5 protein-coding genes are annotated in these 15,790 nt (G+C 50.1%); 4 read left to right on the forward strand and 1 reads right to left on the reverse strand.

Going from position 1 to position 15,790, the window contains the following annotated elements:
• The first annotated feature begins 267 nt into the window (after positions 1-267).
• Positions 268-3,183 (forward strand): glycosyl hydrolase 115 family protein, encoded by a 2,916-nt coding sequence (locus FJM74_RS10225; RefSeq protein ID WP_187262500.1) that lies wholly within the window; start codon positions 268-270, stop codon positions 3,181-3,183.
• A 383-nt stretch (positions 3,184-3,566) separates the two neighbouring features.
• Here the strand turns inward: FJM74_RS10225 and FJM74_RS22205 are convergent, their stop codons facing one another.
• Positions 3,567-10,148 carry an InlB B-repeat-containing protein gene (locus FJM74_RS22205; RefSeq protein ID WP_206684024.1) on the reverse strand — a complete coding sequence of 2,194 codons (6,582 nt, stop codon included), beginning with the start codon at positions 10,146-10,148 and terminating at the stop codon, positions 3,567-3,569.
• A 1,492-nt stretch (positions 10,149-11,640) separates the two neighbouring features.
• Here FJM74_RS22205 and FJM74_RS10265 point away from each other — a divergent pair.
• The 3 genes from FJM74_RS10265 to FJM74_RS10275 all read left to right on the forward strand — a co-directional run bounded on the left by FJM74_RS10265 (position 11,641) and on the right by FJM74_RS10275 (position 15,399).
• A complete protein-coding gene (locus tag FJM74_RS10265; RefSeq protein ID WP_187262501.1) occupies positions 11,641-13,182 on the forward strand; it encodes an alpha-N-arabinofuranosidase in 1,542 nt (513 codons plus the stop codon).
• Positions 13,183-13,238: 56 nt separating this feature from the next.
• Positions 13,239-14,306: a family 43 glycosylhydrolase gene (locus FJM74_RS10270; RefSeq protein WP_206684025.1), complete on the forward strand. Its 1,068-nt coding sequence runs from the start codon at positions 13,239-13,241 to the stop codon at positions 14,304-14,306.
• A gap of 91 nt (positions 14,307-14,397) precedes the next feature.
• A complete protein-coding gene (locus FJM74_RS10275) occupies positions 14,398-15,399 on the forward strand; it encodes a glycoside hydrolase family 43 protein (RefSeq protein ID WP_206684026.1) in 1,002 nt (333 codons plus the stop codon).
• The last annotated feature ends 391 nt before the right edge of the window (positions 15,400-15,790 follow it).

Here is a 15,790-nt window from a genome sequence, read left to right on the forward strand (position 1 = left end):
ACCGGAATACATATTCTGGTCCCGACAGCCTGCCTGCAAACATATTACACTATCTGTAGCAGCAGCTCTGAAAAGCTCCGGAGGGCCTTTTTCATTAGAATAATTCGATGGCCTTACAACTTATTACCTGGAAGCGCTGAAGTAGCAGAAACTGCTATAGAAAACCGGAACAGGATAATGCAGGATAACATCGAAATTGATCTTTGTTAGTATTGATGAAAACAAGAGTTTTTACTCCTGACAAATTTTCCAAACAAAAACCTGAAAATGACCCGCCCACTGCACTTCCTGCTACTTTTTTTGCTACTTCCCTCCTTTCATATTTCCGCACAGGACTTTGTGCTGGTAGATGCCACCACCAAAGTACAGCTCGTGTACGATCCTGCAGAAGCCAAACTCGACTCCATTTCTGCCAATCTACTGGCGCAGGATATCGAATTGGTGTCCGGTTACCGGCCTGTTGTGCTCACCGATATCAGCAAAGCCAGCGGCAACGTCATCCTGGTCGGGAGGGCAGGCTCGCGCATGGTGCAGCAAGTGCAGGGCAAGCAGGCCTCAGCGGTAAATAACCTGCAGGGCAAATGGGAAACCTATGCCCTAAAAGTAATGAAGCAGCCACTCCCCAATATCCGTAACCTGCTGGTGGTGGCCGGCAGCGACAGGAGAGGCACCGCGTTCGGAGTATTTCATCTGTCCGAAAAGATAGGGGTTTCGCCCTGGTACTGGTGGGCCGATGTAAAGCCGGTGCAGCAAAAGGAACTGAAACTTTCAGGAGTTGATTTTGTGTCAGCGCCGCCGTCGGTGAAGTACCGGGGCATTTTTCTGAACGACGAGGACTGGGGGCTGCAACCCTGGGCAGCGCAGAACATCGATACCGATATCAAAGATATCGGCCCGAAAACCTATGCTAAAATTTTTGAGCTGCTGCTGCGCCTCAAAGCCAACCTGATCTGGCCTGCCATGCACCCAAGCACAAAAGCCTTTTTCCATTACCCCCAAAACCCGAAAGTGGCCGATGCCTATGGCATCCTGGTGGGCACTTCGCATGCCGAGCCAATGCTGCGCAACAACGTGGACGAGTGGAACGAAAAGACCATGGGCTCCTTCGACTACTTCAGCAACAAAAAAACGGTGCATGATTACTGGGAGAAACGTGCGGCAGAGGCGGGCAATCTGGAGGCCATCTACACGCTGGGGATGCGTGGCGTACACGACAGCGGCATGAAAGGGGCCAGCAACAGAACGGAGGCGGCCAAAATGCTCGAGCAGATTATCGCCGACCAGCGGAGCATGCTCCAGAAACGCGTGAGCAAGAACGTGGCAGCCGTTCCGCAGGCCTTTACCACCTATAAGGAAGTGCTCGAAATATATGACCAGGGCATGCAACTGCCTGAAGATATCACCATTGTGTGGCCCGACGACAATTATGGCTACATCCATCGGCTCAGCAACGAGCAGGAGCAGCAAAGGCCTGGCGGGTCGGGGGTATATTACCACGCCTCCTACTGGGGCCGGCCGCATGATTACCTCTGGCTCGGCAGCACCCATCCTGCCCTGATCAGAGAAGAAATGGCCAAAGCTTATGAAATGAAGTCGCGGGAACTGTGGGTGCTGAACGTGGGAGACATCAAGCCACTTGAATATAATATCCAGCTGTTCCTGGATATGGCCTATCGCGCAGACCCCTTTGTGCAAGACAGCAGGTACGTGAAACAGCATCAGCAGGCCTGGCTAACAGGAATCTTCGGGAAGGAAAAAGGAGCGCAACTGAACGAGGTGATGTGGCAGTACTACCAGTTGGCTTTTGAGCGGAAGCCGGAGTTTATGGGCTGGAGCCAGACCGAACCCACCACCCAGACAAATTACACCACCTACAACCATTTTTATTATGGCGATGAGGCCCAGCGGCGCCTGGATAAATATGAGGCGCTGGAGCAGCAGGTAAAGGACCTGCGCCAGAAAATAAGTCCGGAGCAGGCAGATGCATTTTACCAGCTGGTGTATTACCCGGTGGTGGGAGCCTCGCTAATGAACAAGAAATTCCTGTACCGCGACAAGCAGAAACTCTATGCGCAACAGCACCGGGCCAGCGCCCCGGACTATGCGCAGCGGGCAAGGCAGGCATATGAGGAGATCGTAAATGAAACAAGTTTTTATAACAACCAACTCAGCAGCGGCAAGTGGCGGGGCATGATGTCGATGAAGCCCCGCAACCTGCCCGTGTACCTGGAGCCTGTGCTGCCTGAGCTGAAAGTGGAAGCAGCAAGTGGGGCATGGGCAGTAGCGCCGGAAGGGTATGTAAAGGCAGATTCCTCACTTGTAACAAAGCCAGGGGAGCCCCTAAGGCTGCCGACGTTTAGCCCCTGGGGTAGTCAGCAGTATTTCCTGGATGTATTCCTTACGGGAGCTCAACCAGTTTCCTGGAGAGCAACATCTTCTGCCAAATGGATTACCCTATCTGAAACCAAAGGAGAACTGACCTCCGCTACAGGCCGGAACGAGAAGCGCCTGTGGATAGGCATAGACCGGCAGAAAGTGCCAAAGAAAATGGCTGCTAAAGGACACATCACGGTAAAGGGCGCTGGCCAGACGTTTACCATAGCCGTAGAAACTGTTGCGCCCGCGGCGTCTGCTCTTGCCGCCCATAAAGGTTTTGTAGAGGAGAATGGTTACGTATCGATCTTCGCAGAGAACTACAGCCGCAAAACCGACGAAGGCCCAGCCTCCTGGACTTTGGTCGAAGGCCTGGGGCGTACCGGAAATTCGCTCCTGGCGCTGCCGCTACAGCCTGCCCCTGAAAAGGAAACGGAGCAGGTTCAGGAAACAGCCGCCTCGGTGGAATATGACTTCTTCTTGCTCAAAGATGCTGCTGCCCCGGTCGTTACGGTCGCTACCTTGCCTACGCATCCGCTCACCAATCACTACAGCCTCCGGTATGCCGTGTCGGTAGACGACGGGCCGTTGCAGGTCGTGGATTTTAAAACCTTCGGCCGTAGCGAGGAGTGGAAACAGAACGTACTCAGCAACCGCGCCACACGCACCGTGAAGCTGCCGGCACTAAAGGCTGGTAAGCACGTGCTGAAAATTTATATGATCGACCCGGCTGTGCTGCTCGACCAGATCACCATAGATCTGGGAGGGTTGAAGCCAGCGTATGGTACTATCCCGGAGACAAAGAAGTAGCTTGAATTTTGCTTTTTAATGGTTACAAAACTGATGTTACGCAGCACTTTTCTAGTACGTAACAAATTATTCGCACAAGCAGCTTTTGCACCAATCAAAGTCTTTAAATTTTTGGAGAACAGCAACAAAGACCTCGCAGCGTGCGCAGCTCTTGCCAGCGTCCGAGCGACTTGTAGCTGCTCTGCCATACAAACACTCGCAGGAGCTGCGCACACTGCATGGTTTGTGCCATACCTGAATTATTCGAATGAAAATGGCCCTCCGGAGGCTAACCTGCTGGTGCGTAAGATCAGGGCATAAGACTAAGTTAACTCTACCTGCTGAAAAATAAAAACGCTAAGAGCAAAGCCCTTAGCGTTTTTTGAGTAAGATAGAAGATCAGATTATTCTACTATCACCTGATCGCGGAATACAGATTTGCCTGCTTCTACAACATAGATATAAACGCCAGGTTTCAAGTTTGTATTGGTGTATAAAACACTGTGCGTGCCGGCGTTGTAGGTTTTGTTGTTAGTTAATATGTCTGCCACCTTTGTTCCGTCATAAGCGAACAGCGTAATTTTTACTTTGCTTTTCTCTAGTAAAGTAAACTCAAATGTTGCTGAACCTGAGAAGGGGTTAGGGTAAACGATAGCCGTTACCTCTTTCGGTGCAGGAGCATTCCCTTTTGGCGAGAAATTAGCAGTAATTGTTTTGTCGCTGTCCATGGTAACGGTAAGTGGGGTAGCCGTGCCACTGGCGCTTCCGCTCCAACCATCAAACTTATAACCTGGTGCAGGGGTTGCTGTCAGTAATACCGTTTCGCCTGCCGTATAAGTGCCTTGCGAAATATTTACAGTTCCCTGGCCCTGCACTGTCACAGTCAGGTTATAATCGATGCGTGCAAAGTTTGCAGTTACAGATTTGTCGCCGTTCATGACAAGGCTTAAAGGATTGGTAACACCACTGGCATCCCCGCTCCAACCCGTAAACTGCCAGCCTGCAGCCGGGGTGGCAGTGAGCGTAACAGTTGACATGTGGGTGTAGGTGCTGTTGGTAGAGCTAAGGCTTCCCTGTCCGTTCACAGTAGATGTCAGGTTGTACACTATCTCTGTAAAGATGGCCTGTACCGTCTTGTCGCCGTTCATGGTTACAGTAACCGGGTTCGCGTTACCTGCCAGGTCGCCGCTCCAGCCGTTAAACTGCCATCCGGTAGCCGGAGTGGCTGTTAAGGTCACCTCCGATCCTGCCCTGTGTGTGCTGCCGACAGCGTTAAGGCTGCCATTGCCAGTAACAGTCGTAGTCAGCTGATAAGTTATCTCGGTAAAGGTTGCCACTACTTCTTTGCTGCCACTCATAAGAACCTCAATTGGGTTAGCAGTCCCGCTGGCATCGCCGTTCCAGCCTGCAAATTGCCAGCCATCTGCCGGTGTAGCTGTAAGCGATATGATTTCACCTTCGTTGAATGTACCGCCTGCGGTTACCTCACCCTGTCCTGCAACCGAAGTGGTTAACTGGTGCTGTATCTGCGTAAAGTTGGCCCCTATGGCTTTGTTACTGTTCATGGTCACAGCAAGCGGATTATCAGTTCCGGTAGCATCACCGCTCCAGCCGCTAAACTGCCAGCCTGCTGCCGGTGTGGCTGTAATTTCAGCAGTTGTACCTTCGTCAAAAGACCCGCCTGAAGTTACTTCTCCCTGACCTGTTACAGAAATCGTAAGCTGGTAGGCTACCGGCTGAGGATCTGTATTGCCTCCGCCATCTAGTTTGCCTACTCCAACTAAGGCAGGTAACGTAGCCGCAAGCGTGCTGGCATCTTCGAGGGTGTAAGCATAAGGCAGGGTAGTGGCATTCCACCACTCACAATCCGTCTGGGTTATAGAGTTAGCACCTGATGTACCTGTAAACAAGTTGCCTCTTTCGCAGATGTTACCTATGCCCGTGAACTTGTCGGTAGCCAGCGGTAATTTTACGTTTTCATATACGTTGTTTTCTACCAGGGCATGAGCGCCCTGACGGGCAGCCATACCGTAATCTGTGATGTTTTTCAGGTAGTTGTTGTACATGTGTACTGCTCCCCAACGCAGGCTCGGGTTACGGCCATCGGTGTTCTCGAAATAGTTGTGGTGGAACGTTACCCTGATCTGTCTGTCAACTGCTTCCGCATTGGAATTGTCTGTGTGGCCGATCAGCACCGTTTTCATGTGGTCGTGGAAGTAGTTCCAGGATACGGTCACATAACGGGAGCCATTTTTAATATCGAGCAAGCCATCATAGGTATCTACGCCTATGCCCGCTCCGATTTTGCTGTGGAACTCGTTATGGTCTACCCATACGTGCTGACACTCATCAATGGTGAGGGCATCATTCGGATAAAACACCTCATGAATTTTCAGGTTGCGTACGATCACGTTTTTGTAGTTCCTGAAGTTCAGCCCTACGTTCATCAGCTCGGCAGTGCTGCCAATACCAATTACCGAAACGTTGGCGCCATGCTTTATGGTAACCACCGTAGAAGAAGAAGCCTCAATTTTGCCGCTGATATAAACAATCTCTGGTGTTGTTTTATTTTCGCGGCTCAAAGCCCAGGTCTGCAGTTGCGCCAGGGTGGAGATCGTAATAATCTGGCCGCCTTCTCCGCCTGTCGTGGTGGTATAGCCTTCGCCGCTTACAGTGGCAAAACCGGCCATGCCAGCGTTAGAGGGAGCCGGACCAGGATCAGGGTCAGTCGTTGTTGGTGTGAAGGCTGCCACAACTGCCTTGTTGCCGTTCATAACTACGGAAGCAGTAGCAGAAGTGCCGCTCACGTCGCCGCTCCAGCCTGTAAAGGTATAGCCGCTTGCTGGTGTGGCTGTAAGCGTAACCTGAGTGCCTTCGGTATAAGTGCCGCCTGCCGGAGATAAAGTTACAGTGCCTCCGTTAGCCGGGTTGCTCCTGGCTGCCAGAGTATAGGTAACTGGAGCAGGCGTTTCGCCTCCGCCAGAACCAACCTCGTTGCTACAATCAGTGGCCTTTGGTCCGTTTCCGGTAATTTCTATCCACTCAATATCGCCCATGGCCAGCGATTGAATCACTTCTATTCTGATTTCGTTTACGCCGTTACCCAGCGTTACAGGTACCAGATCGGTAGTCAGGTACGAGGTGCTGCTGGCTGGTTTAGGGAAAGCCACCGCCTCGTTCACAACAGTGCCATTGATTAGGAGCCTGGCTGTCTCCTGAGCGGAGGAGCCTCCGCCTGCGTAGCGCCACTGCAGGGTATAGGTTCCGGCTGCAGGTACTTCTACTTTCCAGTTCACGCCTCTGCCGGCGGTGTTAGAAAGGTTAATAGTTGGAGTGCTTCCTACCAGCCGTATAGCGCCATCAAATTTGCACAGACCAGTAGCTGCCGTGGCAGAAGCTGAAATGCGTTCCGTTGTGATCTGATAGAAGTTGGCCACCAGGGTTTTGTTGCCGCTCATGGTTACTTCTGCCGTGTTTGCAGTGCCACTGGCGTCGCCGCTCCAGCCACTGAACAGCCATCCATCAACTGGTGTAGCCGTTGCCGTTACAGAAGTGCCTACTTCGTAGCTACCGCCTTCAGGAGAGAAGGTTACTGTGCCTCCGTTTTCTGGGTTACTGCTGCCAGAAAGCGTGTAGATAACAGGAGCAGGTTCTCCGCCTCCGGAACCGATTTCATTGCTGCAATCTGTGGCTACAGGGCTGATGCCGGTTACCTCTATCCACTCGATGTCGGCAAAGGCAGCAGCTACCGTTGTTTCGATTCTGATTTCGTTCACCCCTTTGCCTAAAGCCACGGTTACAGGTGCTGTAGTTAGGAAGGAAGTGGAGCTTGCTGGTTTCGGGAAGGCTACACTTTCCAGTACGGTAGCTTTGTTAACCAGCAGTTTAGCAGTTTCAGCGGCAGACGAGCCACCACCTGCATAGCGCCAGGTCATGGCATAGCTGCCTGCTGCAGGTACTTCCACCTTCCAGGTAATGCCCTTGGCCGCCGAATTGGAAAGGTTGACCACCTGCACGGAGCCAACGGTACGGAAGCTTCCATCGAAGCTGCAAATCCCTGTGGCTGCTGTGGCCGTGTTATCTATCCGTACGGTAGGTCCAGCTGGTGTACCGCCGCCTCCGTTTGTGGCTGTAAAAGTGGCTCCTGCGCTGGTATTTCCGTTGATGGTTACGGTTGTCGTAGCTGCTGTGCCGCTGGCAGCACCTGTCCAGCTGGTGAATGCGTAGCCCGTTGCGGCAGTGGCGGTGAGTGTTACTACTTCACCGGCTGCATAGCTGCTCTTGTCCGGATTTCTGGTAATACTGCCACCATTGGCAGGACTGGCAGTTACCGTTAAAGTAAAGCCGGAAGGAGTTGTTGTGGTACCGTCCGATTCTATGGCTCCCAGATCCGGGGCAGCCCCATTGTACGAAATTCCAGCCGAAGCAACGCCAGAATCAATCAGATTGCTTTCGGCAGCTAAATGGAGGAATCCATTTGATATAGGATTTGCATCCGGGCCAGGAGTTAGGGTCTGGAACGAGGCAGTGGTTACATTAAAAGTAGAGGCTCCATTGGTGAAAGAGTTAGGGCCTGCCATTGTGCCAACTACCTTGTCGTTGGAAGCTGATTGGAAAGACAGGTTATTCTTAAACACATGGGTGCCGGTTTCGAACGTGAAATTTCGCTGCGCGTTCTTATAAGCGGTGTTATTGGTCATCTCGATGGAGCCTGTGTTCCGGTTATAAGTAAAGCCATGCTTGCCATTGTTGAAGGCAATACATCTTCTTACAATGTGGTTCACAGCGATATCCTCGCCACCGAGTTTGAAGCCATTTTTGTCGCCGTTTCCGGAAGTGCCGCCTGTGGTAAGCGTGCCGTTGCTGTGAGCGATGCAATCTTCCAGCGTTACAGCACCAATAGGGCCTGTATCAGTTTTAGTGTACAAATCCCAGCCATCATCAATGTTGTGGTGCGCTACACAGCCTCTGAACACGTTTCCGGGTCCGGTGGTTAGCTTAGCAGCAAAGCCGTCAGCGTTCTCGTTGCCGGAATCCCTGTTGTCGTATGACTCGCAGTTCAGGATCAGGTTGTTAGATGGCCATTCTGCCACCGTAGCTGTTGAGGAATAACGGCCCAATTGCAGACCAGTGTCCTTATTACGACGGGTAATGGTGCTCTCAACGGTGTTGTTGTTGCCACCAATGAAAATGCCGTTGTCACCGGCCTCCTCTACGATCAATCCTTTCACGTGCCAGTAATTACCGTTTAAGGTAAGGCCTCTGTTGCTGGATAATTCTGCCTGAGCCGAGAAGTTCAGCACGGGCACTTCGCCCTGGTAGGCAAACAGGCGCTTTGGAGCACCAGGAGCACCATCGTTGCCACGGGCGATGTTAATGCCAACAGGCTCGTTGTATACACCGCCTCTCAGGTAAATATAATCGCCGGGAGCTGCCTGGACGATGGCATGCTGTATGCTTCTGAAAGGACTATCGATAGTGCCGGTACCGGCATCATCGCCAGTGAGAGAAACATAATACTTGGTTCCGGTCGTGCTGCCGTCATCACCGCTGCCGGCACCGCCACCATCTCCGCCGCCATCATTCCCGCCTGGGTTGGTTTGGGTAAAGGCAGCAGCAATGGTTTTGTTGCTGGTCATGCTGATGGTTAGTGGATTAGAAGTGCCAGTAGCACCGCCGCTCCAGCCACTGAACTCCCATCCGGAAGCAGGCGTAGCATGGAGGCTAACAGAAACTCCTTCGGCATATATACCGCCTGAAGGACTCACTGTGCCTTGCCCGGTTACAGAAGTGGTAAGCTGGTAGGTGACAGGTTGCGGCTGCGGGTCCGATCCGCCTTCAGCGTATACATCGATCACGCCAACACCAGCATACTGCTCCACAATAGACGGAACTTCTTCAGCGGTATGTAGCGCATGGGCATAGGCGTAGGGAATATTAGAGACACAGGCGCCCAGCTCTTTTTCATCAGACGTGTATTTAAAAGGGCTGTTGACCAGTACGTTGCCGGAGATATCGCCATACCCCACCACGCTGCTGTAGGCCGACACGTAGGGGTTGTTGACATTCAGGAAGTAGTTGTTCTCTATTTTAAGGCAGGCACCTATCCTGGAGTTGATGGCTGTTTCTACCACGTCTTTGTAGTAGTTGTTGAAAACGTGGCCGTTGCCGCCTCTAAAGAGAGGAAGGCGGGAGTTCAGGTTGCGGAAGTAGTTGTGGTGGTAGGTGATTTTCCTGTCGTAGGTGTCGCTTTCGGAGCTGCCGGAGAGGCTGGCTTTCCAGCTGTCGTGCAGGTAGTTCCAGGAGAAGGTGATGTACTCCGACTCTGCTTTTGCATCCAACAGGGCATCGTAATAGTCTTTGCCTACACTCTGATAGTCGTTGTAAAGCTCGCAATGGTCTATCCAGATGTGGTCGGCAGGGCCTTCGATGCTTATGCAGTCTTTGTCGCCGATGCGCACATGGTGCACTTTCACGTTGCGGACAATAACGTTGCTGGCTTTGTATATTTTAATGCCGATCCCATCGAATTCGCCGCTGGTTCCTATGCCCAGGATGGAAACGTCTTTCAGTTCCTTTACATCTATCTTGCTTAAGCCTGGCGAGTTTTCAGGTGTGATTTTTCCGGCAACGTAGATCGTTAAGGGCACTGTTTCTTTCTTTTTAGCGTTCAAGGCGGCCTGCAGTTCTGTGCCGGTTGTAACGGTAATGTTCCGTCCTCCCGCTCCGCCGGTTGTGCCGCCGGTTAAGGTGGCATATCCGACCAAACTGAAATCAATGGCCCCGGAAGGGAGATTGGTCGCGTATCCTATGTTATTAGCTGCGCTTAGACCTGCCTTGGGACTGTCCGGAGGATTAGTGGGCGAATGGGTTGAGGGAGCCGGCTTCAGCCAATTAGCAGAAGCAACTCCATTGCCAGAGGCAGCGGAAGCATAATTGCTTCCGAGGTAAGCGAAAAATGTGAGTAGGAATACAAATATTCTCATAAATGTTGATTTAAATGGTGAAAACTAAAACCAATAGATCCTAAAGTTTCTGCTCATCAGCCTCCTTTCTTTTGTTAGTACTGTTGCCAACCTTGGCGCCAGGAGTATCTTATTATATTGCCTTGCACAGGCAAAGTGACTTGTTAAAGTAATTTCGCCTCAGAGGAGAGGCTACAGCTATGACAAAGAATAGCCTGGGCTTTGTTTTAAGAAAAAACAAGCCTCGCGCGTGATGGAATGATTTACCAAATGCTTAGGAGTCAGAGCGGATCCGATAGCTGTACTGCTTATAGCCGCTTCCTGGTAGCCCGAAAGCCTGGTCTGGTTTTAGCCAGCACAACTGAATGTGAAATGGGAGTGCACTTAATAGAAAGAGGTGCTTTTGTTTCGTTGCATAAGTTGGCTTGCTTCCAAGTGGGTAACCGGAAAAGTGGGTGCATGCCGCTTAACTGAGACATTGCAGAGAAGCTGCCAAAAACTGGAGTAAAGTAAAGTTGCTCTCATAGTAAACTGTTTATAGTGATTTCTAAACCTGAAGAATTACATCAGCTACATCTAAATAACCAGCCTTAGCTCATTTCAGGCTGCACCTTGCTTCTGGATGAGGATCTTGAGGTCATCAAACGGGCAGGATGAAGGGCAATCGAATGCACAGGCTTTATGAATGAAATATGCCACCCAAACATTGAGGAAATCTAAGAATAAGAAGTTTATATATAAAATACTGAAGCTGATACTGCAAAAACAAACTGAGTATACTAAACGGCAAAGGAAAAGACAAGAACTTATGTGCAATCGATTGCGCATATGCGCAAAAAAATATTGGTAACTCTCCTTTCTAATACTGCTTTTGCGTTTGATAGTGTAAATATATACGATAAATTTTATGAAGCAAACTAACATTAGTTAAAATTAAAATTAGTAAGTGAATATTAGTGAATTGTGGGTTAATGGAACAAAAATATGGGTGACCAAAAGGGTAAGATGATACTACAGGATTTATATTTGAGACGATGAAACCACTTTACTGCCTGATTTTTAGTTCAATAAAAGCCACGGCAGACGAGTGCTTTAGCTTGATCCATCCTTGATGCCTGCTTGCCTGTATGATGGCAACTAGAAAGCGGTTGCTACCCTTGTTGGTAGGCGCTTGCAAAAACGAAAAATAATAAGAACTTTCCCGGGCAAAAATACCCAGTAGAACGTAAACCCTTCAAACTTCAGGCAGTTAACTTTCCTGAGGCCTTGCTTAGGGCAATAAGCCGTTAGTTTCTAGGGACGTGCGCATTTAATTAATTTCTTGATAGAATAATTAGCTTTTGTTCTTATTTAATAGTGTGAGCAATAATATTTTATCTGAAAAAGTGAAGAACGATTGTTTGTTAATTTGCTTTTTTATATTTAAGTGTTAAACTTACATTTATAATCGGTCGCCCGTTAATTTAATTACTGTGGCGGGTGTATTTTACCTAATCGTTAAAACTTAACCAATATGAAAAAAAGACTGCTCAGTTTTTTCCTTTTTGTTGTAAGCCTTTCTGTCTCTGCACAGAGCACGGCCACACTGTCTGCTCAAACTGACCCTGAACGGGTAATTAACCGGCACATATATGGGCACTTTGCCGAGCATCTGGGCCGGAGCATCTATGGCGGCTTTTATGTGGGCGAAGACAACAAGAAGATCCCCAACACTGCCGGTGTACGCAACGATGTGATAGAGGCTCTTAAAAGATTGAAAGTGCCCAACCTGCGCTGGCCCGGAGGCTGCTTTGCCGACACCTACCACTGGAAGGATGGCATCGGTCCTAAAAAAGATCGCCCTACTATTGTGAATACCTGGTGGGGTGGGGTAACTGAGAACAACAGCTTTGGGACCCACGATTTCCTGAACATGTGCGAACTGCTGGGCGCAGAGCCATACCTGGCCGGCAATATGGCCAGTGGCACTGTGCAGGAACTGATAGACTGGGTGCAGTATGTGAATTTTGATGGCGAAAGCCCTATGTCGAAGCTGCGCAGGGAGAATGGCCGCGAAAAGCCGTGGAATGTAACTTACTGGGGTGTAGGGAATGAGGCCTGGGGCTGCGGCGGCAACATGACAGCCGAATATTACGCCAATGAGTACCGCAAGTATGCCACGTTTATGGCTGGCTGGTCGAATGATAAGAATATTTTCAGAATTGCCTCTGGCGCGAACTCAGCTGATTACAACTGGACTGAAGTACTGATGAAGAACATTCCGCATAATATGCTGGAAGGCGTGGCCCTGCACCATTATGCTGTGATCGACTGGAACAAGAAAGGTCCGGCGAAAGATTTTACGGAGCAGCATTATTTTGCCACTATGAAAAGTGCTCTGTTTATGCAGGAACTTGTAGACAAGCACACTGCCATTATGGACAAGTATGATCCTAAGAAGCGTGTGGCCCTGGTGGTGGATGAGTGGGGCGGTTGGTACGAAGTGGAGCCAGGCACAAATCCCGGTTTCCTGTATCAGCAGAACACCATGCGCGATGCCATGATAGCAGGCGTGACCCTGAACATCTTCAACAACCACAGCGACCGGATCAGGATGGCCAACCTGGCGCAGACCATTAATGTGCTGCAGGCTGTTATTCTGACAGAGGAGGAAAAAATGATCCTGACCCCGACCTACCACGTCATGGAGATGTACAATGTGCACCAGGATGCATTTTATCTGCCGCTCACTGTTAAGACCACAGATTATACATTAGGTAAGGAGAAACTGCCGGCCATATCTGGTTCTGCCTCAAAAGACAAGAACGGAGCCACCCATATTACGCTCGTAAACATAGATCCTAAAAAGGGACAAGACATTACTGTTAGCATCGACGGGGCCAAATTCAAGTCTGTCACTGGCCGGGTACTGGCCTCCAAGAACATACAGGACCATAACACTTTCGACAAGCCGGATAACATTAAGCCTGTAAACTTTAAAGGAGCTAACCTGAAAGGCAACACCCTGACCGTGAAAATGCCTGCTGGTTCTGTCGTAGCGCTGCAACTGAAGTAGCAGCCTTAGTATGCTGTGGCAGTATGTTTTGTTGATAACATCTAAGAAGAATCATCTTGAAAATTATTAAGAACAGATCAACTGCTTTACAGGAGCATGCTGCAAACAAATTGGTTTGCGGCATGCTCCTGTTTTTATGTCTCTTCTCGATGGAGGCTTGCGTGCAAAAGGTAGCCCTTACGGCAGCAGCGCCCAAGCCTGTCTTCAGAGATCCGGTATTTGATGGAGCCGCCGACCCGGTGGTGATCTGGAACCGGCAGGAGGAGAAGTGGTTTATGTTCTATACCAACCGCCGCGCCAACGCCGACAGCCTCGATGGTGTAACCTGGGTGCACGGCACCCGCATCGGTATAGCTGAGTCTGCCGACGGTGCCAGTTGGACTTACCGCGACACCTGCGACATACGCTACCGGCTGACCGACTATACCCACTGGGCACCCGAGGTGATCGAATACCAGGGGCTGTACCACATGTACCTGACTTATGTGCCCGGCGTGTTTAAAGACTGGCGGCACCCGCGCAGCATCGTGCACCTGACCAGCCGGAACCTCATAAACTGGGAATATGAGTCTACGCTGCAGCTGGCTTCTGACCGATGCATAGATGCCTGTGTGTTTCCCTTGCCCGATGGCAGCTGGCGCATGTACTACAACAATGAGCGAGCCGGAAAATCTATCTTCTTCGCCGACAGCCCCGATCTCTACACCTGGACCGACAGCGGCAAGCGGGTAGTGGGCGATAAGGGGGGAGAAGGTCCCAAGGTTTTTCAGTGGAAAGACAAATACTGGATGGTGGTAGATAACTGGCAGGGGCTTGGCATTTACTCATCTGATGATATGGTAAACTGGAGGCGACAGGAGCAGAACATTTTGCAGGAACCCGGTAGCGGCGATGACGACCAGGTGATAGGCGGCCACGCTGATGTGGTGGTAAGCGGAGAAAGAGCGTTTATCTATTATTTTACACACCCCGGCCGCACCTCAGAAAACAAAGGCAAAGACAGCTACGAAACCAGAAGAAGCTCCATACAGGTGGCAGAACTCACCTATCGGGATGGGCAAATTATCTGCGACAGAGACAAGCCGGTGCATGTGGATCTGAAGGCTGCCCGTAAGGAAAACTAAAGGCTGCCCGTAAGGAAAACTAAAGGCCGGCAACAGAAATGCTGCGGATCAAAAAAATCTATTTTCTAACATCAATTTATTATAACTTAACATGAATATTAAATCCAGTTTAAGTAAAATAGCAGGAAGTTTGCTGCTGGCAGTTGCTACGTTTGCGGCGGCACCGGCTATGGCGAGTGCTCCAGTTGATACGCTTGTAAAAGCGACAGGAAACCCGATTTTTACGCATAAGTACACCGCCGACCCGGCTGCACTGGTGCACAAGGGCAGGGTATACCTTTATGCCGGCCACGACCAGGCACCACCCAGGCACGAAGGATACGTGATGAACGAATGGCTCGTATTCTCTTCGGAGGATCTGGTGAACTGGACGGAACACCCTGTACCGTTGGCACCAAAGGATTTTGCCTGGGCCAGCGGTGATGCCTGGGCCTCGCATGTGATTGAGCGCAACGGCAAGTTTTACTGGTACTCCACGGTTACGCATGCTACCAAACCTGGTAAGGCTATAGGAGTGGCAGTGGCTGATAACCCGATCGGGCCTTTTAAAGACGCTATTGGCTCCGCACTGATTACCAACGACATGACCACCGATACCAACATCAGCTGGGACGACATTGATCCAGCCGTATTTTTAGATGATAAGGGGCAGGCGTATCTTTTCTGGGGGAACACTATTTTATATTATGCCAAACTTAAAGCAAACATGATTGAACTGGACGGTCCGGTACAGAAAATTACCAACCTGCCGCACTTTACCGAAGCCCCCTGGATACACAAGCGCAACGGCTGGTACTACCTCTCGTACGCTTACCAGTTCCCGGAAAAAACAGCCTACGCCATGAGCAAAAGCCTGGATGGACCCTGGGAATATAAAGGGATATTGAATGAGATAGCCGGCAATTCCAACACCAACCATCAGTCTATCATCGAGTTTAAAGGCAAAAGCTACTTCATTTACCATAACGGAGGCGTGCAGACAGACGGTGGGAGCTTCCGAAGGTCGGTCTGCATCGATTACCTCCATTATAACAAAGACGGAACCTTGAAACGAGTGCAGATGACGACAGAGGGAATTAAGCCTGCTAAGTAGCGTTCGATTTCCGACTTGGCCACAGCCTCAGATTTTGACGACCAGGAGGAGATGATTATATTTTGAGGCAGGAAGATAAAAATCTAAGCCCCACTTTTCGGAATAGATATTTTCCGGGAAGTGGGGCTTTCTGGTTTGAATAGTTTCAACAACCTTTATTACAGCTAGTAAGGCCAGTGTGCTTTTCTGGCAATCTAGTGGCCTAGGTGGGATAAAGAATAGGTCTGCTTTATTAGGAGACTTTATCGATGCTTTTTATCATACCTAGACGAAATGGGTATTAGCTATTTCTATTCAAAGGGCAAATAAACCAAATTCTCTGTGTATACATAAGTTGGGTTGCATAATAATTTATAGAAAGTTGACATGACTGCAGAAGAAAAGGAAAGAC

This window comes from Pontibacter beigongshangensis (assembly GCF_014332515.1).
Classification (GTDB): Bacteria; Bacteroidota; Bacteroidia; order Cytophagales; family Hymenobacteraceae; genus Pontibacter; species Pontibacter beigongshangensis.

Coding starts and splice junctions, on each gene's coding strand:
- FJM74_RS22205 (WP_206684024.1), bottom strand. CDS start 10,148: ATGAGAATATTTGTATTCCTACTCACATTTTTCGCTTACCTCGGAAGC.
- FJM74_RS10275 (WP_206684026.1), top strand. CDS start 14,398: ATGAATATTAAATCCAGTTTAAGTAAAATAGCAGGAAGTTTGCTGCTG.
- FJM74_RS10265 (WP_187262501.1), top strand. CDS start 11,641: ATGAAAAAAAGACTGCTCAGTTTTTTCCTTTTTGTTGTAAGCCTTTCT.
- FJM74_RS10225 (WP_187262500.1), top strand. CDS start 268: ATGACCCGCCCACTGCACTTCCTGCTACTTTTTTTGCTACTTCCCTCC.